General features: G+C 72.6%; 20 protein-coding genes. 8 read left to right on the forward strand and 12 right to left on the reverse strand.

From position 1 onward, the window contains the following. Positions 1–21 precede the first annotated feature (21 nt). Complete coding sequence (locus tag BJY16_RS20475; RefSeq protein ID WP_185041199.1) at positions 22–693, forward strand: enoyl-CoA hydratase-related protein; 672 nt, start codon at positions 22–24, stop codon at positions 691–693. Between the two features lie 7 nt (positions 694–700). On the opposite strand, the gene BJY16_RS20480 is transcribed toward BJY16_RS20475, so the two are convergent. Continuing rightward, positions 701–1825, reverse strand: a complete 1125-nt coding sequence (locus tag BJY16_RS20480; RefSeq protein WP_185041200.1) for an FAD-dependent monooxygenase — start codon at positions 1823–1825, stop codon at positions 701–703. A 241-nt stretch (positions 1826–2066) separates the two neighbouring features. On the opposite strand from BJY16_RS20480, the gene BJY16_RS20485 reads away from it, so the two are divergent. Both BJY16_RS20485 and BJY16_RS20490 read left to right on the forward strand, forming a co-directional pair. Beyond that, positions 2067–4457 (forward strand): phosphoketolase family protein, encoded by a 2391-nt coding sequence (locus BJY16_RS20485; RefSeq protein ID WP_185041201.1) that lies wholly within the window; start codon positions 2067–2069, stop codon positions 4455–4457. A gap of 189 nt (positions 4458–4646) precedes the next feature. Continuing rightward, a complete protein-coding gene (locus BJY16_RS20490) occupies positions 4647–5039 on the forward strand; it encodes a peptidoglycan-binding domain-containing protein (RefSeq protein ID WP_239177987.1) in 393 nt (130 codons plus the stop codon). Positions 5040–5062: 23 nt separating this feature from the next. On the opposite strand, the gene BJY16_RS20495 is transcribed toward BJY16_RS20490, so the two are convergent. From BJY16_RS20495 to BJY16_RS20520, 6 genes are all read right to left on the reverse strand, one after another. After that, entirely contained in the window at positions 5063–5830 is a 768-nt protein-coding gene (locus BJY16_RS20495; RefSeq protein WP_373873487.1) for an energy-coupling factor ABC transporter ATP-binding protein, read from the reverse strand. Positions 5831–5835: 5 nt separating this feature from the next. Then, positions 5836–6588, reverse strand: a complete 753-nt coding sequence (cbiQ, locus tag BJY16_RS20500; RefSeq protein WP_185041204.1) for a cobalt ECF transporter T component CbiQ — start codon at positions 6586–6588, stop codon at positions 5836–5838. 1 nt (position 6589) lies between these two features. Continuing rightward, on the reverse strand, positions 6590–6934 hold the full coding sequence (locus tag BJY16_RS20505; RefSeq protein ID WP_185041205.1) for a PDGLE domain-containing protein: 345 nt from the start codon (positions 6932–6934) through the stop codon (positions 6590–6592). Continuing rightward, positions 6931–7626 (reverse strand): energy-coupling factor ABC transporter permease, encoded by a 696-nt coding sequence (locus tag BJY16_RS20510; protein WP_185041206.1) that lies wholly within the window; start codon positions 7624–7626, stop codon positions 6931–6933. Before BJY16_RS20510 ends, BJY16_RS20505 begins: the two co-directional genes overlap by 4 nt. A 327-nt stretch (positions 7627–7953) precedes the next feature. Further along, positions 7954–8919 (reverse strand): Acg family FMN-binding oxidoreductase, encoded by a 966-nt coding sequence (locus BJY16_RS20515; protein WP_185041207.1) that lies wholly within the window; start codon positions 8917–8919, stop codon positions 7954–7956. A 220-nt stretch (positions 8920–9139) separates the two neighbouring features. Continuing rightward, entirely contained in the window at positions 9140–10765 is a 1626-nt protein-coding gene (locus BJY16_RS20520; RefSeq protein ID WP_239177990.1) for a GAF domain-containing sensor histidine kinase, read from the reverse strand. A gap of 162 nt (positions 10766–10927) precedes the next feature. Here BJY16_RS20520 and BJY16_RS20525 point away from each other — a divergent pair, with 162 nt between their 5' ends. Continuing rightward, positions 10928–11560, forward strand: a complete 633-nt coding sequence (locus BJY16_RS20525; RefSeq protein WP_185041209.1) for a response regulator — start codon at positions 10928–10930, stop codon at positions 11558–11560. Between the two features lie 98 nt (positions 11561–11658). Continuing rightward, a complete protein-coding gene (locus BJY16_RS20530) occupies positions 11659–12012 on the forward strand; it encodes a hypothetical protein (RefSeq protein WP_185041210.1) in 354 nt (117 codons plus the stop codon). Here BJY16_RS20530 and BJY16_RS20535 read toward each other — a convergent pair. Beyond that, positions 12009–13946 (reverse strand): hybrid sensor histidine kinase/response regulator, encoded by a 1938-nt coding sequence (locus BJY16_RS20535; RefSeq protein ID WP_185041211.1) that lies wholly within the window; start codon positions 13944–13946, stop codon positions 12009–12011. The genes BJY16_RS20530 and BJY16_RS20535 overlap by 4 nt on opposite strands. Positions 13947–14159: 213 nt before the next feature. Between BJY16_RS20535 and BJY16_RS20540 the strand changes: the two genes are divergently transcribed. Both BJY16_RS20540 and BJY16_RS20545 read left to right on the forward strand, forming a co-directional pair. Continuing rightward, positions 14160–14585 carry an ATP-binding protein gene (locus tag BJY16_RS20540; protein ID WP_185041212.1) on the forward strand — a complete coding sequence of 142 codons (426 nt, stop codon included), beginning with the start codon at positions 14160–14162 and terminating at the stop codon, positions 14583–14585. Further along, on the forward strand, positions 14582–14884 hold the full coding sequence (locus BJY16_RS20545; RefSeq protein ID WP_185041213.1) for an STAS domain-containing protein: 303 nt from the start codon (positions 14582–14584) through the stop codon (positions 14882–14884). Before BJY16_RS20540 ends, BJY16_RS20545 begins: the two co-directional genes overlap by 4 nt. A 190-nt stretch (positions 14885–15074) precedes the next feature. Here the strand turns inward: BJY16_RS20545 and BJY16_RS20550 are convergent, their stop codons facing one another. Both BJY16_RS20550 and BJY16_RS20555 read right to left on the reverse strand, forming a co-directional pair. Continuing rightward, positions 15075–16679: a methyl-accepting chemotaxis protein gene (locus tag BJY16_RS20550; RefSeq protein ID WP_185041214.1), complete on the reverse strand. Its 1605-nt coding sequence runs from the start codon at positions 16677–16679 to the stop codon at positions 15075–15077. Positions 16680–16683: 4 nt separating this feature from the next. Beyond that, positions 16684–17868: an ATP-binding protein gene (locus BJY16_RS20555; protein ID WP_185041215.1), complete on the reverse strand. Its 1185-nt coding sequence runs from the start codon at positions 17866–17868 to the stop codon at positions 16684–16686. 160 nt (positions 17869–18028) lie between these two features. Between BJY16_RS20555 and BJY16_RS20560 the strand changes: the two genes are divergently transcribed. Beyond that, positions 18029–19231 (forward strand): response regulator, encoded by a 1203-nt coding sequence (locus tag BJY16_RS20560; protein WP_185041216.1) that lies wholly within the window; start codon positions 18029–18031, stop codon positions 19229–19231. Here BJY16_RS20560 and BJY16_RS20565 read toward each other — a convergent pair. Next, positions 19222–19632 carry an Hpt domain-containing protein gene (locus tag BJY16_RS20565; RefSeq protein WP_185041217.1) on the reverse strand — a complete coding sequence of 137 codons (411 nt, stop codon included), beginning with the start codon at positions 19630–19632 and terminating at the stop codon, positions 19222–19224. The two genes, BJY16_RS20560 and BJY16_RS20565, sit on opposite strands and share 10 nt — an antisense overlap. 126 nt (positions 19633–19758) lie before the next feature. After that, on the reverse strand, positions 19759–20976 hold the full coding sequence (locus BJY16_RS20570; RefSeq protein WP_311775284.1) for an IS110 family RNA-guided transposase: 1218 nt from the start codon (positions 20974–20976) through the stop codon (positions 19759–19761). Between the last annotated feature and the right edge of the window lie 189 nt (positions 20977–21165).

Here is a 21165-nt window from a genome sequence, read left to right on the forward strand (position 1 = left end):
CATCAGCGACAAGGAGGCCGCATGCCCACGCTCGACCGCCAGGACGACGTCTTCGTCCTCGACCTCGGGGACACCGAGAACCGGTTCCACCCCGACTGGCTGATCGCCGTCGGCGCCGCCCTCGACGAGGTGGAGAAGGCCGACGGGCCGAAGGCCCTGGTCACCACCGCGACCGGGAAGTTCTTCTCGAACGGTCTCGATCTCGAGTGGCTGGGCGCGAACGGCGACAAGTTCCGGGAGTACGCGACCTCGGTGCACGCCCTGTTCGCCCGGGTGCTCGCGCTGCCGCTGCCGACCGTCGCGGCGCTGCAGGGGCACACCTTCGCGGCCGGCGCGATGCTGTCGCTGGCGCACGACTTCCGGGTGATGCGCGCCGACCGCGGCTTCTGGTGCCTGCCCGAGGTGGCGATCAGCATCCCGTTCACTCCGGCCATGTCGGCGCTGATCCAGAGCCGGCTGACGCCGCAGGCCGCGCACGAGGCGATGACCACCGGCCGGCGGTACGGCGGCGAGGACGCCCGGACGGCCGGGATCGTCGACCACGCGGCCCCGGAGGACGCGGTGCTGCCCACCGCCGTCAAGATCGCCGCGACGCTGGCCGGGAACGCCGGCGACACGCTCGGCACGATCAAGGCCCGGATGTACGCCCCGGCCCTGACCCTGCTGCGCGACGGGACGAACCCGCTGGGCTGAGCCCGACTCAGGCCGGCTGGGACACCAGGGCGGCGACCTCGGCGTGCAGGCCGGGGACGTCGCCCCGGACGCCGTCCAGCAGCCACTGGCACATCTGCAGGGACGCGCCGACCACCGTCCGCACCCGCGCCAGGCGGCGGGCGGTGAACTCCGTCCACAGCGCGTCGTCCACCACCGGCGCGGTCAGCAGCAGGTCGCCGAGCACCGCGGCGTCCTCCAGCGACATCGCCGCGCCCTGCGCCAGGGTGGGCGGGGCGGCGTGCGCCGCGTCGCCGATCACCACCACCCGGCCCCGGTTCCACGGCCCGTCCAGCAGGTGGGTCTGGAACCGGGTGAAGTGGATCCGGGCCGGATCGTCGAACTCGATCTCGTCCCACGGGCCGTGCAGCGGCGCGGCCAGCGAGCGGACCACGGCCAGCGACTCCGCCGGGCTCAGCGGGCCGCGATGCTGGGGCGTCTCGGCCAGGTAGACGTACATCGACTCGGGGCCGGTCGGGCAGTACCCGGCGATGTGCAGCGGACCGCCCAGGATCAGCTCGGTCCGGTGCACGGACGCCGGCCGGGCGGTCACCACCCGCCAGATGTCGATCCCGACGTCCCGGGTGACCAGATCGATGCCGATCTCCCGGCGCACCGCGGAACGCACCCCGTCGGCGCCGATCACCACGTCGTAGCGGGCCGTCCGGTGGTCGGTGAGGGTCACCTCGACGCCGTCGCCGTCCGGCCGGATCGCGGTGAAGCTGGTGCCGAACCGGACCCGGGCGCCCACCCGCGCCGCCCGCTCCAGCAGCAACTGGGCGAGAACCGGACGGTACGTGCCGAAGGTGGCCGGCAGGTCGGCGCCGCCCGTACGGAAATCCGTCATCTCGGCCAGCAGCGTGCCGTACGCGTCGGGCGCCCTGATCCCGAGCGAGTCGAAGCCGTGCCCGCGCGGCCGCAGCCGGTCCCAGACGCCCAGCTCGCGCAGCACGCGCAGCGCGTTGCCCTGCAGCGTGATGCCGGATCCGGTGGCGCCGGCCTCGGGCAGCGCGTCGATCAGGTCGACCGCGACCCCGCCGGTCGCGAGCCGGATGGCGGCCGCCGCCCCGGCGATGCCGGCGCCGACGACGAGGACCTTGCGGACTGCGGGCACGAGCGGCTCCTCACGCGCGGGCGGAAAACGCTCTCACTGTCCACCGCGTCCATGGTGGACGGAAGAGAGACGTGGCTCACTCCTGTCCCAGTGGCCTCGTTCGCCCGCCGTTCGCCAAGGGTGAGGCGTGCTGACCGGAACCGCGGGTAACGTCCCGTTCGGAAGGGCCGAACGACCCTGCCGGGCGAGGTCCCGGCGGAGAAAAGTGAAGATCGACGAAGCCTTCGGGGAAGGAAAGATCGTGACCGCTGTGCTCGACCAGCTCGCCCATCTTGAGGACACCGAGGTCGCCGCGCTCGACGCGTGGTGGCGGGCGAACAACTACCTCACTGTCGGACAGATCTACCTGCAGGCCAACCCGCTGCTGCGCGAGCCGCTGAAAGCCGAGCACATCAAGCCGCGGCTGCTCGGCCACTGGGGGACCAGCCCCGGCCTGTCGTTCGTCTACGCGCACGTCTCCCGGCTGATCAAGAAGACCGGGCAGCAGGCCATCTACCTGGCCGGTCCGGGCCACGGCGGCCCGGCGCTGGTGGCCGCGGGTTACCTGGAGGGCACCTACTCCGAGATCTACCCGAAGGTCGGCCAGGACGAGGCCGGCCTGCTCCGGCTGTTCCGCCAGTTCTCCAGCCCGGGCGGCATCCCCAGCCATGTCTCGGTGACCACCCCCGGGTCCATCCACGAGGGCGGTGAGCTGGGCTACGTGCTGGTGCACGCGTTCGGCTCGGTGATGGACAACCCGGACCTGCTGACCATCGCGGTGGTCGGCGACGGCGAGGCGGAGACCGGCCCCCTGGAGGGCTCCTGGAAGGGCGTCTCCTTCATCAACCCGGAGCACGACGGCGCGGTGCTGCCGATCCTGCACCTGAACGGCGCCAAGATCGCCGGCCCGACCGTGCTGGCCCGCAAGGATCCGGAAGAGGTCCGCAAGCTCCTCGAGGGCCACGGCTACGAGATCATCGAGGTGGGCGGCGACGACCTGCCCGGCATGCACCACCGCTTCGCCGAGGCGCTGGCCGCGGCCTGGGGCAAGATCAAGAGCATCCAGACCGCGGCGCGTGAGGGCGGCTGGGACGGTTCCCGGCCGCGCTGGCCGCTGATCATCCTGCGTACGCCCAAGGGCTGGACCGGCCCGCAGGAGGTCGACGGGATCACCGTCGGCGGGACGTGGCGGGCCCACCAGGTGCCGCTCTCCGGCGTCCGAAACAACGCCGACCACCTGCGGCTGCTGGAGGAGTGGCTGAAGTCGTACCGGCCGGACGAGCTGTTCGACGCGAACGGCGCCCCCACCCCGCTGGTCCGCGAGCTGGCCCCGGACGGCGACCTGCGGATGAGCGCCAGCCCGCACGCCAACGGCGGCCGGCTCACCCGGGACCTGGACCTGCCCGACTTCCGCGACTACGCGGTCGAGGTGAAGACCCCGGCGTCGGGCCGGGCCGAGTCCACCCGCCGGCTGGGCGAGCTGATGCGCGACATCTACTCGCGCAACCCGGACCGGTTCCGGCTGTTCTGCCCGGACGAGACGAACTCGAACCGGCTCGGCGCGGTCTTCGAGGTCTCCGACCGGGCGTTCATGGAGTCGGTCACCCCGGACGACGTGAAGCTCAGCCGCGGCGGCCGGGTGATGGAGGTGCTCTCCGAGCACAACTGCCACGGCTGGCTGGAGGGCTACACGCTCACCGGGCGGCACGGCATGTTCGCCACCTACGAGGCGTTCGCCATGGTCAGCGCGTCGCAGACGATCCAGCACGGCAAGTGGCTGCAGGAGGCGTCGCACCTGCCCTGGCGGGCCAAGGTGCCGAGCCTGAACATCCTGCTCACCTCGACCGCCTGGCGCAACGACCACAACGGCTTCTCGCACCAGGGTCCCGGCCTGATCCAGAACGTGCTGACCCAGCGCGGCGACGTGGCCCGGGTCTACCTGCCGCCGGACGCGAACACCCTGCTCTCGGTCGCCGACCACTGCTTCCGGTCCCGGTCGTACATCAACCTGATCGTGATCGACAAGCAGCCGCAGCTGCAGTGGCTGGACATGGACCAGGCGATCGACCACTGCACCAAGGGCGCCGGCATCTGGGAGTGGGCCGGCACCGACGACGGCAACAGCGACCCGGACATCGTGCTGGCCTGCGCCGGCGACGTGGTCACCATGGAGACGGTGGCCGCCGCGCGGATCCTGATGGAGAAGCTGCCGCAGCTCAAGGTGCGCGTGGTCAACGTGGTCGACCTGATGACCCTGCCGCGGCCCAAGGACCACCCGCACGGCATGAGCGAGACCATGTTCCGTGAGCTGTTCACCGACCACGTGGACGTGGTGTTCTCGTTCCACGGCTATCCGGGCGCCATCCACCAGCTGGTGCACGGCCGGCCGGACGCCGACCGGTTCCGGGTGCGCGGCTTCATCGAGCAGGGCACCACCACCACGCCGTTCGACATGACGGTGCGGAACAAGGCGTCCCGCTACCACCTGGTGATGGACGCGATCAACAACGCCGGGCGGCTGCCGAGCGGCGCGACCGAGCTCAAGGCCTGGTGCGAGGCGCAGCTCGCCAAGCACGAGACCTATGTGGTCGAGCACCTGGAGGACATGCCCGAGGTGCGGGATTGGTCACTCGGCGACTGGGCGCAGAGTTGATCTAGACAGGTTTGGGGGTCTCTCCGCCTAAGAAAGTGGGGGCGGAGAGATACTTCACCCTTTCTTTCGACGCCGGATGAAGCGAAGGTGAAGGGCATACGCCTACTCGACGATGAGGAAGGGGACCCCCGGATGGCCGGTACGCTCAGCCCTTGGCCGACGACCCGACAGGGTTCGACGCAACATCCCGTGCCCACGCTGCAGTACCTGTTGCAGGCCCACGGCCACACGGTCACGGTGGACGGCGTCTTCGGCGCCCAGACCGGTGACGCGGTGCGCGCCTACCAGCGGGCGAAGGGCCTTCCCGACAACGGCGTTGTCGGCGCGGAGACCTGGCAGGCTCTGATCGTGGACGTCCGGCCCGGTGCCCGGGGCAACGCGGTGCGCGGCGTGCAGCACGAGTTCCACCAGCGGCGGGGGTCCGGCGCCGACCCGGACGGGGTCTACGGCCCGGTCACCGAGTCGGCGGTGCGCGCCTTCCAGTCCGACGCCGGCCTCATCGTCGACGGTGTCGTCGGCCGGGAGACCTGGCAGGCGCTGGTCGCCGGCGCCGACGGCGGATCGCTCCAGCAGGCCGCCTGACGTCCTGGAAAAGAGCGCCGGACTCAGCCCCGGCGCGACGCGGCCGCCGCCACCGGGTCGAAGCCGAACGGCAGCTCGAGGCGGTGGCCGCGCATCAACTCCCGGTCGGCCAGCAGCGCGGTGGTCTCGCCGTCCGCCGCGATCCGGCCGCCGTCCAGGATCACCGAGCGCGGGCACAGCTCCAGCGCGTAGGGCAGGTCGTGGGTGACCATCAGCAGCGTCACCGGCAGCGACTGGAGGATCTCGGCCAGCTCGCGGCGGCTCGCCGGGTCCAGGTTCGACGACGGCTCGTCGAGCACCAGGATCTCCGGGCGCATGGCCAGCACGGTCGCCACCGCCACCCGCCGCCGCTGCCCGAACGACAGGTGATGCGGCACCTGGTCGCGGTGCTCGGTCATACCGACCGCCCGCAGCGCCTCGTCGACCCGCGCGTCCAGCTCGGCGCCGCGCAACCCCAGGTTCGCCGGCCCGAACGCGACGTCCTCGGCCACCGTCGGCATGAACAGCTGGTCGTCCGGGTCCTGGAAGACGATGCCGACCCGGCGGCGGATCTCGCCGATCGCGGCCCGGTCACCCGGCCGGACCGGCAGCCCGGCCACCTGGACCGTGCCGCCACCGCCGTGCAGGATGCCGTTGAGGTGCAGGACCAGGGTGGTCTTGCCGGCGCCGTTCGGCCCGAGCAGGGCGACCCGCTCGCCCGGGGCCAGGGTGAGGTCGACGCCGCGGAGCGCGGCCCGGCCGTCCGGGTAGGCGTAATGCAGCCCGGTCACCTGCAGGGCGGGAGTCGTCACGTCGCTCATGCTAGAGCCGCGATCCCGATCGACAGCAGCGGCAGGGTGGCGGCGGCCGCCCACTCGCCGGCCGGCGCGCGGCGATCGTTCATCGACGGCATCCGGCCCGCGTAGCCACGGGAGACCATCGCCAGATAGACGCGCTCGCCCCGTTCGTACGATCGCAGGAACAGTGACCCCAGGCCGACCGCGAACGCGCGCGCCTGCCAGAGGAACCGCGGATCGTAGCCGCGGCTCAGCCGCGCGATCCGCATCCGCCGCGCGTCCTCGGCGAGCACGTCGAGATAGCGCAGCATGAACGTGGCGATCTGGGTGAACACCGGCGGCACCCGCAGCCGGTCCAGCCCGTGCAGCAGGTCACGCATCGTGGTGGTGGCCGCGAGCAGCAGCGACGCCAGCACGCCGAGGGTGCCCTTGGCGACGATGTTCCACGCGCCGTGCAGCCCGTCGACCGACAGGGACATGCCGAGCCAGTCGACCCGCTCACCGTGCCCGAAGAACGGCAGGGTGACCGCGAGCAGCACGAACGGCAGCTCGATGGTGGCCCGCTTGAGCAGCCAGAGGGCCGGGACACGGGCCACCGCCGCGAGCACCACCACCAGGGCGAGATAGCCGGCGAAGGCGGCGAGACGCTGCGGCGGGGTCAGCACCACCACGATCGTGAACAGCAGCACCGCCACGATCTTGACCTCGGGCGCCAGCCGGTGGATCCGGCTGCCCCGGGCCAGGTAGAGCGGATGGGCGTGCCCCGCCCCCACGTCAGGCGGCCTTCCGCTCGCGGCGCCGGACCAGCCAGAACCCGCCGGCGCCGAGACCGAAGGTGAGCAGCACGCCGGCCACCCCGGCCAGGCCGGTCGACAGGTACGGGTTGTCGATGCCCTTGATCTGGTAGTCGGCGAGCGGGCTGTCCGCGAACTGGTGCTCCTGCTCCCGCTGCGCCATGCAGTGACCGCCGGTGATCTCCCCGGCCGCGTCGAACGTGCAGCCCTCCCGGGCCGTCGCGTCCAGGCCGTCCGGGCTGCCCGAGGCGAAGTTGCTCACCACGCCGGCCAGCAGCAGCGCGACCAGCAGACCGCCGGCCAGGAACCATCCGAGCCGCTTCACGCGACAGCCTCCACTTCGGCGACGACCGGCTTCCGGAACGTGCGGAGCGCGTAGACCATGTCCGGCCGCACCCGGGCCACGGTGATCACGGTGACCGCGGTGATCAGGCCCTCGCCGACGCCGATCAGCACGTGCGCGCCGGCCATCGTGCTGGAGATCCACGGGAGGGAGAGCTCGGTCGTGCCACCCAGCGCGTACTCCAGGACGAAGCCCTGCGAGGCGGCCACCACCGAGACGATCGAGGCGATGAAAGCCGTCGTGCCGAGCCCGCCCGGGGTCCGCGGCAGCAGCCGGAGCAGGGCGACGACCAGCAGGTAGCCGGCGGCCGTACCGATGATCGCCATGTTCGTGATGTTCAGCCCGATGGCGGTCAGGCCGCCGTCGGCGAACAGGCACTGCACCACCAGGACGGTCGACACGCAGAGCGCGCCGACCCAGGGGCCGACCAGGATCGCCGCCAGGGTCCCGCCGAGCAGGTGGCCGGAGATGCCGGGCAGCACCGGGAAGTTGAGCATCTGGACGGCGAAGATGAACGCGGCGACCAGCCCGGCCATCGGGGCCAGCCGGTCGTCCAGGTCGCGCTGCGCCCGCCAGACGCAGACGGCCAGCACGGCCACGGCGACGACCACGAAGACCGCGGACACCGGCCCGTTCACAATCCCGTTCGCGATGTGCATCGCTTGCGCATCCATGTTTCCCCCTCGCGAAGCGCTCCTCGCAAGGCGTCAGCATATTGGCTACGAGTGGCTGTTGCACATCCTTGGCAACTAGAGAGTGATCTTCGTGATCATTTTCAGTGTCCCGGCACGGCCGCCATTCTTCAAGATCAAGTTCAAAGGCATGCTGACTCGGGTCCGCGCTGATCACCGATCGTCGCTCCCGCCAGGGACCCTTCCGGTCCGAGCTGGCCGCTGGCGCGTCCAGAACGCTCAGCCCGCAAGGGCGACGTCCGCGGGTGGTGACGACGTGCCAACTTCAAATCCCCACCCGTCGGAGCGGGCCCGCGCTGCGGGCCGGGGTCACGTGGCCGGGATCCCGATGACGTCGTCCACCGGGCGGCGGGGGGCCTGGCGGCCGGGGTGGCCGTAGCCGATCCGGAGCGCGATCTGCGGGAACCCGGTCCGCCCCAGGGCGCGGCGCAGCTGGTCGCGGGCGGCCGGGACCTCGATCGGCTGGGAGATCATCGAGCTGGCCAGGCCGGCGTCGGTGACGGTGAGCAGGACCCGTTGCAGGGCCTGGCCGGCCTGGATCTGGTCGAGCCGCCGGTCGCCGGCCGTGCCGAGGATGCCGACCAGCGGTTCCGGCTCGTAGTCCCGGCCCGGGGCCCGCCGCCGGCTGGTGAACGCCCGCTGCGGGATCAGGTCCTGGTGTTCGCCGACGACCGCGCCGGCGTAGGCCGGCATGCCGTCCGGCGCGTCCTCGGTGTCCGTCCAGGTGATCAGTTCGGCCTGGTAACGCTCGTCGCGGCGGAGCACCCGGTCGGCGCTGTGCGCGATCTCCGAGAACCCGGTCAGCGCGGTCATCCCGACCAGCAGGTCGAGCCAGGTGTTCTCGGCGCGGGCCGCTTCGATCAGCCGGACCCGGGCGTCGGCCGGCACCGGGTCGGGCCAGAACGGCTCCCGGTTGCTGTGCCGGTGCTCGATCGCGGTGTAGAGGTCCCGTTCCAGGTAGGTGGGCGGGCGGTGCCGGCCGGGGGAGAGCCGGGCGATCAGGTCGGGCTGCTCCAGGTCGGGCAGCAGGGTGACCTCGGCCGGGGTGCCGGCCCAGGCCAGCGCCAGCCGGGCGTTCATGGTGGCGGCGCCACAGGCCAGGCGCAGGGCCCAGCCGCTCTGGTCGGCGACGCTGAGCTGGCGGGCCGGGTCGGCCATCACCTCGATGACACCGTCGCGGAGCCGGAAGGTCCACGGCTGGGTGTTGTGCATCGAGGGCGCCTGGATCCCGGCCGCTGCCGCGCGCCGCAGGTCTGACTCGTCGTAGCCGTTCACATGTTCCAAGGTGCCCCGCGCACGGGACCTCGGGCAGGGCCGAAAGTCCCGGGCTGGTCCTCAGGGGTGCCTCACGCCCTGCGAGACACCCGTGCGGACCAGCCCGGGCCGCAACCGCGTCCGTGGCGCGGACCGCAGCGCACCGCGCGGTTGTGGGCTGGTCGTCAGGGGTGCCTCGACGACGTCGAGGCACCCCTGACGACCAGCAGGGGACCGTGAGCTACGCCGGGTCGGAGGTGAGCGGCACGTGCCAGGTCAGCAGGGTGCCGGAGCCGTCCGGGGCCGGACCGACCTCGAAGGTGCCGCCGAGGTCGGCGGCGCGCTCGCCCATGTTCACCACGCCGCCCCGGGCCAGCGCCGGGTCGATGCCCACGCCGTCGTCGCGGACCTGCAGGAACAGTTCTCCATCGGCGACCCGGACGGACACCCGGGCGCTGCCCGCGCGGGCGTGCCGGGCCACGTTGGACAGCGCCTCGCGCAGCACGGCGAGCAGCTCCGGCACGACGTCGTCGGGCACCGCGCTGTCCACCGGCCCGGACGTCTCCAGCTCGGGCCGGAACCCGAGGGCCGGCTCGGCCGCGGCGACCGCCTCGCGCAGCTCACCGCGCAGCGACGGCCCGACCGGCGCGCGCAGCTCGAAGATCGACCGGCGGATGTCCCGGATGGTGGCGTCCAGGTCGTCGACCGCGTCGTTGATCCGTTTCGCCACCTCGGGGCGGCCCGCCGCGGCGACCGCGCCCTGCAGGTGCATGCCGGTGGCGAAGAGCCGCTGGATGACCACGTCGTGCAGGTCCCGGGCGATCCGCTCGCGGTCCTCCAGCACGGCCAGCAGCTCCCGCTCCTCCTGGGCGCGGGCCCGCTCCAGGGCCAGCGCGGCCTGGCCGGCGAAGGTGGAGAGCAGCACCGCGTCGTCGGTGCCGAGCGCGGCCTGGGCGGCCGACTGGGAGACGATCAGCACGCCGCGCTCGACGCCGGTCAGCGGCGCGGCGAGCGCCGGGCCGGCCGGGACCGGGCCGGGCCACTCGGCGGCCGTCCGCAGGTCGTCGAGCAGCCGGTGCCGCTCGGCGCCGAAGTCCTGGACGACCGCGCTGTCCGCGGCCAGCACCTTGCCGGTCAGCCCGGCCTGCTCCGGCTCGGCCACCTCGATCCGGTACCGCGCGTGCTCCTCCTCGTGCAGCAGCACCAGGACCAGCTCGGCCCCGGCCACCTCGCGGGCCCGCCGGGCGATCAGCCGCAGCGCCTCGGTGCGGTGCACGGTGCCGAGCAGCACGCCGGTGATCTCGGCGGCCGCGGCCAGCCAGCGCTCCCGCCGCTGGGCCAGCTCGTAGAGCCGGGCGTTGTCGATCGCCACGCCGGCCGCGGCGGCGAGCGCCACCACGATCTCCTCGTCGTCCTCGCTGAACTCGGCGGCGCCCTGCTTCTCGGCCAGGTAGAGGTTGCCGAAGACGTGGTCGCGGGTGCGCACCGGGACGCCGAGGAAGCTGTGCATCGGCGGGTGGTGGGGCGGGAAGCCGTAGGAGTGCGGGTGCTTGCGGATGTCCGGCAGCCGGACCGGTTTCGGCTCGGTGATCAGCAGGCCGAGCACGCCGCGGCCGTGCGGCAGGTCGCCGATCCGCGCGTGCACCGCCGGGTCGATGCCGTGCGTGATGAAGTCGGACAGGCTCCGGTTGTCCGGGGCGAGCACGCCGAGCGCGCCGTAGCGGGCGCCGCCCAGGGCACACGCCGCCTCGACGATGCGCTGCAGGGTGCTGCGCAGGTCGAGGTCGGTGCCGATGCCGACCACCGCGTCGAGCAGGGCGCGCAACCGCTCCCGGCTGGTCACCACGTCGCCGACGCGGTCGAGCATCTCCTGGAGCAGCTCGTCGAGACGGACCCGGGACAGTGGGCTCAGGCCCAGCGAGGGGGTAGATGCTTCGGCCACGGCCCTGAGATTATCCGGTGGGCGTCCCGGGTGGCTCGGGACCTTCGACCCTGTGTGGCCGGGACCGGGGAGGGAAAAATGGGAGCCATGATCCGAGTCTTTCTCCTCGACGACCACGAGGTCGTCCGCCGTGGCCTGGTCGACCTGCTCCAGTCGGGCGGCGACATCGAGGTGGTCGGCGAGTCCGGCTCCGCGCGGGAGGCGGCGGCTCGGATTCCGGCGCTGCGGCCGGACGTGGCGGTGCTGGACGCCCGGCTGCCCGACGGCAACGGCATCGACGTGTGCCGCGACGTGCGCGCGGTGGACTCGTCGATCAAGGGCCTGATCCTCACGTCCTACGAGGACGACGAGGCGCTGTTCGCCGCGATCATGGCGGGCGCCTCGGGCTATGTGCTGAAGCAGATCCGCGGCACCGACCTGGTCGACGCGGTCCGCCGGGTGGCCGGCGGCCAGTCGCTGCTCGACCCGGCGGTCACCCAGCGGGTCCTGGAGCGCATCCGCAACGGCGTCGAGCAGCCCCGCGAGCTGGCCGGGCTGACCGACCAGGAGCGCCGGATCCTGGAGTTCGTGGCCGAGGGCCTGACCAACCGGGAGATCGCCAGCCGGATGTTCCTCGCCGAGAAGACGGTGAAGAACTACGTCTCCAGCCTGCTCGCCAAGCTGGGCCTGGAGCGCCGCACCCAGGCCGCCGTGCTCGCCACCAAGCTGCTGGGCCACTGAGCTCGGTGGCCTCGCTCCGCGCGGCGGGTGAACTGCGCGGTGGCTGCGGCTGAACCGCCGCGCAGCGGAAGGTGGCTGTCCGTCGATAGCATGCCGCCATGAAGCGGTGCGGGTGGTTCCTGCTCGGTGGTGGGCTCGGGGTGCTGGTCGGCGCGGAGCTGGAGGGGCCGATGCTGGTGCCCGGGCTGGTCACCGCCGGGGTGGGGCTGGTCCTGCTGGTGTTCGCCGCCCGGTCGGGCGGGGCGGAGCTGGTCGGTGACGCGATGGCGGCGCCCGCGGCGGCCCGGGAGGACCGGCCGTCGCTGGCCCATCTCGGCTCCCGGGTGGAGACGATCCTCGGGATGGCCGAGCAGCAGGCCGCCGACACGATCGCCGAGGCCGAGAAGGAGGCCGGCCGGATCGTGGCGCGGGCCCGCGCCGAGGCCGACCGCGCGCGACCCCAGGGCCTCTAGGTCCCGCGGGGCAGCCGGACGGTGGCGACCGTGCCGCCCGCCTCGCCGGCGGTCAGCGTGATCGTGCCGCGGTGCAGCTCGACGATGGCCCGGCTCAGGGCCAGGCCGAGCCCCGCCCCCGGGATGCCGCTGTGCCGGGCGTTGGTGGCCCGGTAGAGCCGGGCGAACAGCCGGCTCCGCTCGCCGTCCGGGATGCCCATGCCGGTGTCGGTGACGGTCAGCACCGCGGTGTCCTCGTCGGCGGTCAGCGTGACGGTGACCGTGCCGCCCGGCGGGCTGTACTTCACCGCGTTGCCGATCAGGTTCTCCGCCACCTGCCGCAACCGGGCCTGGTCGCCCCGGATCTCCAGCCGGTCCGGCAGGTCGGTGTGCACCCGCGGGTGCGGATCCCCGGCCTCGGCCAGGACGGTGTCCACCGCCGCGCGCAGCAGCCCGGACAGGTCCACCGTGCCGAGGGTCAGCCCGGCGTGCCCGGACTCCAGTGCGGACAGGTCGAGCAGCCGTTCGACCAGCGAGCGGAGCCGGGCGTTGTTCCGTTCGATCACCGCCAGCAGGTCGCGGACCTCGCCGATGGTGGTGTCGTCGCCGGACTCGGCGATCAGGTCGGTGTAGGTGGCGATCGAGGTGAGCGGGGTGCGCAGCTCGTGCCCGACCAGCGCGATGTACTCGCCGATGCTGGCCGCCAGCTGGTTGGCCAGCTCGTCCGAGCGGCGCCGCTCCAGGTACGCCCCGAGCAGCCCGGCGATGCCGGTGAGCAGCACCGCGAGGGCCGGCTCCGGGTCCTGCCGCTCCGGGGTGAAGAAGGTGACCACCCCGACCACCTGCTCCGCGCTGAGCACCGGGACCGCGCCGGCCGCCCGGTACCCGGTGCCGGCCGCCACCTGGGGCAGCATCGGCGAGTCCGGGGCCTGCAGGTCCGGCACCCAGACCAGTTCGCCGCGTTCCCAGCACAGCCCGGCCAGGCCCTGCCCGCGTTCGATGGCGGACGGCAGCGGCGCGCCGCCGGCGCCCGGCTCGGCGTGCGTGACGGTCGGCCGCAGCCGGCCGGACACCTCGTCGACCAGCCACAACCGCAGGTACGGCCAGCCCAGGCAGTGCGACACGCTGCGCAGCACGGCGGCTCCGGCGTGCTTGACGTCGGGCGCGTGGACCAGCGCCTGGAGCACCTCGGCCTTGCACCGCTCGTACTGGACCTGGTGGTGGTCGGCGGTCACGTCGTGGATCGCGGCGACCGCGCCGAGCACCGTCCCGGACTCGTCCCGGACCGGCCGGGCGTTGATCGAGAACCAGCGCAGCCGGTGCTGCCGGTCGCAGGCCCGCAGGTCGGCGTGGCGCACCACGTCGCCGCGCAGCGCCCGGTCCAGGGCCAGCTCGCCGGGGCGCAGCGGGGTGCCGTCGTGGTGGCGCAGCTGGAACCGGTCCGGCCAGTCCCGGATCGGCACGGTGGCGCACTCGTCGCCGAAGAACTCGCGGACCGCCCGGTTCACGAAGACCGTGCGGCCGTGCCGGTCGCAGGCCACCGCCCCGGTGTCCAGGCTCTGCATCAGCTCGGCCAGGAACGGGCCCTCCGGCGGCAGCGGCAGGCACTGGCGCAGCGTCTCGGTCAGGTCCCGGACGCTGAACGGCTTGGGCACCACGGCGGCCGCGCCGGCCTCGGCGAGCAGGTCGTCGCCGGGCGGCAGGTACCCGGTGATCAGCACCACCGGCACCTCGGCGGTGGCCTTCTCCGCGCGCAGCGCCCGGCACATCCGGATCCCGTCCAGGTGCGGCATGTCGACGTCGGCGACGATCAGGTCGAACCGGTCGGCGAGCGCGGCGGCCAGCCCGGCCCGGCCGTCCCCGGCGACCGTGACCCGGTGGCCGAGCCGCCGGACGATCTCGGCGAGCACCGCCTGATGCTCCGGGTTGTCCTCGACGACCAGCACCGCTGCCACCACCGTACTGTAGGCCGACATACGCTCCGTAAACGGCGAAAAGCGACAATATGTGCGCTCAGGTTTCGCGACTGCCGCAGGGCGGGTACTGTCCGCCCGCACACGGGGACGGGGAGAGCAGCGCATGACTGACTGCACCGAGCGGCGTCCCGCCGCGCCGGGCGACGGCCGCCACCGCGCGGGCCGGAAGGGGATGCCGGCGGACGGCGCCCGATGAGTGTCCTGACCGCTTATCTCGACGTCCCGCTGAGCCACGGCGCGCCCGGCGCGGCCCGCCGGGCGGTGGTCGCGGTGCTGACCGGCTGGGGCTTCCCGGACCCGGACTGGCTGGACTCGGCCGCCGTGGTGGTCAGCGAGCTGGTCACCAACGCGGTCCGGCACGGCGGCGGCTGCGTCGCCCTGCAGGTCGAGTCGCACGACGGGCGGGTGGTGGTCTCGGTCGCCGACGGCTCCTCGGTGGTGCCCCGCCGCCGCGACCCGGACGACGTGGGCGGGCGCGGCATCGCGTTGATCGAGGCGCTCGCCGAGGACTGGACGGTGCACAACCACGAGGGCGGCAAGCAGGTGCGGGTGACCCTGCTGCCGTGTCCCGGGCACCAGCCGGTCAGCTCCGGCTCCAGCCGTGGCGGCGACTCGTGAGGATCGTCCGGTACGACGGCCCCGGCCTGGTCCGGCTGGCCTTCCACGGCGAGCTCGACCTAGCCACCGTCGGCCTGGTGGACCACGGGGTGACCGCGGCGCTGGCCGGCGCGCCCGGGCGGCTGGTGCTGGACGTGTCGGCGCTGACCTTCTGCGACTCGTCCGGCATCGACGCGCTGCTCACCGCCCGGTCGGCGGCGGAGGCCCGGGGCGTGGCCTGTCAGGTGACCGGCCCCCGCGGCATCGTGCGCCGGTCGATGGCGGCGACCGGGGTGCTCGACCTGCTGACCGCGGGGTGAGCTCCGGCCGTACCGAACCTCGCTCCTAGCGCCTGTTTCGGAGGCCGACCGGGGCTGCGGCGTGGCCAGGAGCGCGCCTGGCAGCGTCCCCGGATCACCCACATACAACCCCGGTATGCGGGCGATCCGGGGCCGTTGCCAGCCACACTCCTGACCTCGCCTCGCACTCGGCCGGCCTCCGAAACAGGCGCTAGATCTGGAACCGCTGCACCGCGGACCGCAACTGGTCGGCGAGCGCCCCCACGTCCTGCGCGGTCCGGGCGGCCTGGCCGGCCGCGGCCCGGCTGGCCGCGGTGCTGTGCGCGACGCTGGCGATGTTGCCGGCGATGTCGGTGGCCCCGGCCGCCGCCTCGCTCACCCCGCGATTCATCTCGGCGGTCGTGGCGCTCTGCTGCTCGACCGCCGAGGCGATCGTGGTCTGGTAGTCGCTGATCTGCTCGATGATCCGGCTGATCTCGTCGATCGCGGTCACCGCCTCGCCGGTGTCGCTCTGGATCGCGGCGATCTGCTGGGAGATCTGCTCGGTGGCCCGGGCGGTCTCCTGGGCCAGGTCCTTCACCTCGCTGGCGACCACGGCGAACCCCTTGCCGGACTCGCCGGCCCGGGCCGCCTCGATGGTCGCGTTCAGGGCGAGCAGGTTCGTCTGCTGGGCGATCGTGGTGATCACGTTGATCACGTCGCCGATCTGCGCGGACGAGTCGCCGAGCCGGTTGATCGTGGCGCTGGTGGCCCGGGCCGCGGCGACCGCGTCCGAGGCGACCTGGGCGGCGTCGCCGGCGTTCCGGGAGATCTCGCTGATCGCCGAACCCATCTCGTCGGTGCCGGCGGCGACCGTGTGCACGTTGCCGGAGACCCCGGAGGCGCTCGCCGCGGCCAGCCCGGCCTGCTGATCGGCCTCGGACACCGCGCTGTCGATCTCGGCGCTCACCCGGCGCATCGTCTCGGACGCGTCCTGCAGCTTGCCGCCGCTCTCCACGATCTCCAGCACGGTGCCGCGCACCCCGGCCACCGCCTCGTCGACGGCCCGGCCCATCACCGCGATCTCGTCCCGGCCGCTGGTGTCGGCCCGGACCGTGAGGTCGCCGCGGGCCATCGCCTGCAGGTTCTGCACCAGCCGGCCGATCGGCCGGGTCACGCTGCGGGTGACCAGCACGGTGAGCAGCACCGCGGCCGCCACCGCGAGCAGGAAGACCACGATCATCGTGTTCCGGGCGGCGGCCGCCTGGTCCTTGGTGGTGGCGGTGGCGTCGGCGGCCCGCTGGGAGACCGAGGCGACCAGCTTGTCGGTGCCCTCGACGATCACGAAGTACAGCTCGTAGCCGGGACCCAGGATGACCTTGTCGCCGCCCTTGAGGTCGCCCTTGCCGTAGAGCGCGGCGGCCTGCGAGTCGGCTTCGAAGTACTGGTCCCAGGTGGTCGACAGGCCGTCGAAGATCTTCCGCTCGTCGGCCGACATGGCCCCGGTGTCGGTGGCCTTGAGCAACTCGACCAGCTTCTGCTTGTCGGCCAGGAAGCCGGCCCGGTTCTCGCTCGCCGGGTCGACCGCCTGCCGGCCGCCGAGCCGGTAGGCGTCCCAGACGTAGGCCAACTGCCAGCCGGAGATGTCCGCGTCGTAGTACTTCTGCTCGTCGACCTGGTGCAGCAGCCGCTGCAGGGCCTGCACCCGGTCGGCGGTGTCGGACTGCCGGTTCAGGCCGACGGCGCCGACCCCGACCGCGACCCCGAGCAGCACCAGGACGATGGCGAAGGCCACCGCGAGCCGGCCGGCCAGGCGCAATCGACGCAACATTGCCATGTGCTCAGCAGACCACGCTCAACCTCGCGGTGGTGCCGGTTCCGGAACCGTCCGACATCACGGTCAGGCGGCCCTCGTGCGCGTTCATGATCCGTTGGGCGATGCTGAGGCCCAGGCCGACCCCGGGCACCGCCTGCTCCCGGGCGAACCGGCCGCGGTAGAACCGCTCGGCCACGTGCGGCAGTTCGTCGGCCGGGATGCCGGCGCCCTCGTCGATCACGTCCAGGCCGGTCTCGTCGACCCGGACCCGGACCACCGACCCGGCCGGGCTGAACAGGACCGCGTTGCGCACCAGGTGCTCGGCGGCCTGGCTGAGCCGGGTGAGGTCGCCCGGCACCCGGGTCGCCCCCGCGGGCGGCTCCAGCACCAGCGTGACCTCGCGCTGCCCGGCCTGCGAGCGGCACGCCGCGAGCGCCGTCCCGGCCACCGTGACCAGGTCGGTCTGCGCCCGCAGCAGCGGCAGCGGGGTGCCCGGCGGCCGGGTGCCGGCCAGCAGGTGGTCGACCATCCGGACCAGGCGCTCGCCGTTGCGCTGGATCGGATCGATCATCTTCCGGTACGGCTCCAGCTCCTCGTTGTCCACCAGCAGCTCCAGGTATCCCTGGATGGTGGTGACCGGGGTGCGCAGCTCGTGCGAGACGGTCGCGACGAAGTCCTCCTCCCGGCTGATCGCCCGGGACAGCTCGTCGCCGACCTCGGCCAGCAGCTGCCGGTTCCGGATCGCCGACAGGTGCCCGGCGGCCTGCCCGGCCATCGTGCGCAGCAGGTCGACCTGCTTGTCCCCGGTCTCCCGGGGCTTGTCGTCGAGCACGCAGACGGTGCCCAGCACGTGCCCGTCCTCGTCGATCAGCGGGACCCCGGCGTAATACCGGATGTGCGGCGCGCCGACCACGTTCTCCCAGGCCGAGTAGACCGGGTGGGACAGCGCGTCGCGGACGATCAGCGGCATCCGGCTGTCCACCACGTGCCCGCAGAACGAGCTGCTCAGCGGGCCGCCGCTGCCCGGCATCCCGGTGCTGCCGGCGAACCACTGCCGGTCCGCGGCGACCAGCGTCACGGTGGCCATCGGAGTCTCGAAGATCGAGCTGGCCAGCCGGGTCAGCTCGTCCAGGACGACCGGGCGGGGCGCGTCGAGCAGGTGGTAGCTGTGGACCGCGGCAATCCGGGTCTCATCGCCGACAGCGCTCATCTGAATCCGTTCCTCGAAAGCCGGTGGGCACGTGAGGGACATGTCGGCGTCCGGCCGGGCCGGATGAGGGGTCGGGGCCGCCCAATTGTGTGATCGCCGAACGCTTATCGCCCGCGGCGCGGGGTCGATAGGTGACGGCACATCACGAAGGAGGACCCGCATGCGCACCGAGCTGTACAAGTCGGCCGGAGCCGACGACAAGAAACCCCTGGTGCTGGTCGTCGACGACGAGGAGACGGTGCTCGAGACGCTCACCCTGCAGCTCGGCCGGGAGAACCGGGTGCTGACCGCCTCGGACGGGGAGCAGGCGCTCGCCCTGCTGGCCGAGCACGGCCCGGCCGCCGCGGTGGTCAGCGACATGCGGATGCCCGGGATGAACGGCATCGAGCTGCTGCGCCGGGTGCAGATGGAGTACCCGGACACCACCCGGGTGCTGCACACCGGGTACGGCGACATGGCCACCGCGGTCGCCGCGATCAACTCCGGCGGCGTCTACCGCTACCTGCCGAAGCCGGCCGAGACCGACGCGCTGCGCGGGGCGATCCGCGAGTCGGTGGCCAAGCACAGCCAGGCGATGGCCGAGCGGGAGCTGCTCGACCGGACCCTGCGGACCAGCGTGCAGGCGCTGTTCGGGGTGCTCGAGCTGTCCAACCCGCCGGCCTACCAGCGGGCCGGCCGGATCAGCACGCTGGTCGGCGAGCTGTGCGGCCTGCTCCAGCTGGCCGGCCTCTGGGAGATCGAGGTGGCCGCGATGGCCTCGCAGCTCGGCGCGGTCACCGTGCCCGCCTCGACGCTCGCCAAGGTGGAGCGCGGGATGCCGCTGACCGCGGACGAGCAGGCGTCGGTCGACGCCATGCCGCGGATCGCGCTGCGGCTGCTCGGCGACATCCCGATGATGCAGGACGTGCTCGCCATCGTCCGCGGGCTGACCGGTGCGCCGGCCGGGCCGGAGGGACGGTCCGCGCTGGTCGAGGACGGGATCGCGGTGCTCCGCACGGCGATCGCCTTCGAGGCGTTGCAGTTCCGCGGCCTCAACGACGTCAACGCGATCACCGCGATCGAGGAGCGGGAGGACCACTACCCGCACGTGGTGGCGGCGCTGCGCCGGCTCAAGGGGGTGCGCGCGGTCAAGGACACCGTGCGCAGCGTCCGGGTCCGCGAGCTGGAGGTCGGGATGCGCCTGATCGAGGACGTGGTGGCGACCAACGGCCTGGTCCTGATCGGCAAGGACACCGTGATCACCGAGCTGATGCTGGACCGGCTGACCAACTTCGCCCGCGCGGTCGAACTGGTCGAGGAAGTGCTCGCTTCGGTGCCCTACAAGGCGAGCATCAAGCCGACCGCCTTCGCCGGTCACCGCTGATCGGCTCCGGCCCTCTCGCCAGCGGTCGCCTCGTACTCGTCGGCCAGCGCCGTCACCGCCCGTAACGCCCCGGCGGCCTCGGTCCGGATCCGTCCGGCCGTGCCCGCCGGGTCGGCGACCTTCCCGGCGCGCGCCTGGTCCTCCACCGCCGCGCAGAGGGCGGCCAGGGCGCTCGCGCCGATGTTCCCGGCCGACCCCTTCAACGCGTGCGCCTGATCCCGCAGGACTCCCAGGTCGGCACCGCCTTCCAGAGTGGCGGCGACCTGGTCGACCGCGGCCGGCGTGCGGGCCGCGAAGTTCCGCAACAACCGCAGCACGAGGGCCAGCTCGGCGGGGGTCGGGTCCGGGTCGGTGATCGCCTCGATCCGCGCCCGCACGGTGGCCAGCCGCTCCTCGTCCATGCGCTCATCCTGCGCCGGAGGATCGGTTCTCCGGCCGGGAATCACGAGAAGCGCAAGATCAACTTCAAGATATTCAGATACGCGCGTCCGCTTCGGTGCGGATCGCATGCTCCCGGCACCCCTCTGTCAAGGGGTTGGTGTGAGGGGTGTTTTAGGGTGGTGGTTGGCGGGTCCGGGTTGTGACTTTTCCGAAGTGTCGATCTTGGGGTTTGGGTCGGCCGCGCTGGAGTTCAGAGTCGCCCCCGTGTGTCCTCCCGGACCCGTCGCTGTCTGTTGTGCCGTGTGGTCGTCTTTGATCATTTGGCGGTAGACGGTGTCGGACAGGCGTCGTTTCAACGCTCGCATGGCTTCCATCGCGGTTTTGCCTTCGGCGCGTTTGCGCTGGTAGTAGGCGCGGCCGGGGGTGTCGAAGCGGAGCTGGGTGATGGCCATGATGTGCAGGACCCGGTTGATGCGCCGGTTCCCGGCCCGGTTGAGCCGGTGATGATGGTTGTCGCCGGAGGACACGTCGATGGGGGCGGTGCCGTTCCAGGTGGCGAAGTGCCCGCGGGTCGGGAAGCGGCTGATGTCGCCGATGTCGCCGAGCAGGCGGGCGGCGCCGGAGGGGCCGATGCCGTTGAGGCTGGTCAGCTGGGTGCCGGTGGCGGCCAGCACGGTCTTCAGCTGCCGGTTGGCTGCTTTGATCTTGGTGTCCAGGGTGGTGAGCTCGTCGGCCAGGTCGCCGGCCAGCTGATAGCGGGTGGCGGTGACGATGTCGCCGGCCGGGACGCTGACGCGTTCGAGCAGGGTGCGGGCCTGGTCGGTGGTCAGGTTCTTCTTCGCGCCGCCGGGGATCAGTTCGAGCAGTAGCTGGTGCAGCCGGTTGATGGTCTCGGTGCGGGTGGCGCCGAGCTGGTCGCGGCGGTCGGCCAGCAGCCGCAGCGCGACGGTGGCGCCGTCGGCGTGAACGCGGCGCAGGCCCGGGGTGCGCAGGGCGGTCACCGCGATGTGGTGCGCGTCGTGACCGTCGGTTTTACGGCCGTGCCCGGTGTCAAAGTTGCGGGCTTTCGCGGCGAGTTTCGCCGGGACGTCCAGCACGGTTTCGCCGTCGGCGACCAGCCGCTGGGCCAGGTGCCGGCCGATGCCGTTACAGCCCTCGACCGCCCACACCCGGCCGGCGTGACGGCGGCCGGCGGCGAGCATCTGCTGGTAGCCACCGGTGTCGGTGCCGTACCTGCCACGGGCCAGCACCTGTTCACGCTCGTTGATGATCTCGATCGTCGCGGACCGCTTGTGCGGATCGACTCCAATGATCAGCTGACCCATGTACCCGTTGACCTTCCCGTCGTCGCGGCAGAACCACACCAGCGGGAGGGCAACGCTACTTACAGCTGGGCAAACCCCTCTTCAGCCACTCCGCGCCACGGTGACCGGCAGGGTCCAAGCCGGGAGAGAGCCACACCCCGCCATATGAGTGGGCAGCGCGGGCCTGAGCACCCTACCGATCACCTCGACCAAGCCTGGCCGGGCCGCGGTCGTACACCAAATTCTCTT

Source organism: Actinoplanes octamycinicus (genome assembly GCF_014205225.1).
Lineage (GTDB): Bacteria > Actinomycetota > Actinomycetes > Mycobacteriales > Micromonosporaceae > Actinoplanes > Actinoplanes octamycinicus.

Coding starts and splice junctions, on each gene's coding strand:
- BJY16_RS20475 (WP_185041199.1), top strand. CDS start 22: ATGCCCACGCTCGACCGCCAGGACGACGTCTTCGTCCTCGACCTCGGG.
- BJY16_RS20510 (WP_185041206.1), bottom strand. CDS start 7,626: ATGGATGCGCAAGCGATGCACATCGCGAACGGGATTGTGAACGGGCCG.
- BJY16_RS20520 (WP_239177990.1), bottom strand. CDS start 10,765: ATGCTCGACCGCGTCGGCGACGTGGTGACCAGCCGGGAGCGGTTGCGC.
- BJY16_RS20525 (WP_185041209.1), top strand. CDS start 10,928: ATGATCCGAGTCTTTCTCCTCGACGACCACGAGGTCGTCCGCCGTGGC.
- BJY16_RS20530 (WP_185041210.1), top strand. CDS start 11,659: ATGAAGCGGTGCGGGTGGTTCCTGCTCGGTGGTGGGCTCGGGGTGCTG.
- BJY16_RS20540 (WP_185041212.1), top strand. CDS start 14,160: ATGAGTGTCCTGACCGCTTATCTCGACGTCCCGCTGAGCCACGGCGCG.
- BJY16_RS20550 (WP_185041214.1), bottom strand. CDS start 16,679: ATGGCAATGTTGCGTCGATTGCGCCTGGCCGGCCGGCTCGCGGTGGCC.
- BJY16_RS20555 (WP_185041215.1), bottom strand. CDS start 17,868: ATGAGCGCTGTCGGCGATGAGACCCGGATTGCCGCGGTCCACAGCTAC.
- BJY16_RS20560 (WP_185041216.1), top strand. CDS start 18,029: ATGCGCACCGAGCTGTACAAGTCGGCCGGAGCCGACGACAAGAAACCC.
- BJY16_RS20565 (WP_185041217.1), bottom strand. CDS start 19,632: ATGGACGAGGAGCGGCTGGCCACCGTGCGGGCGCGGATCGAGGCGATC.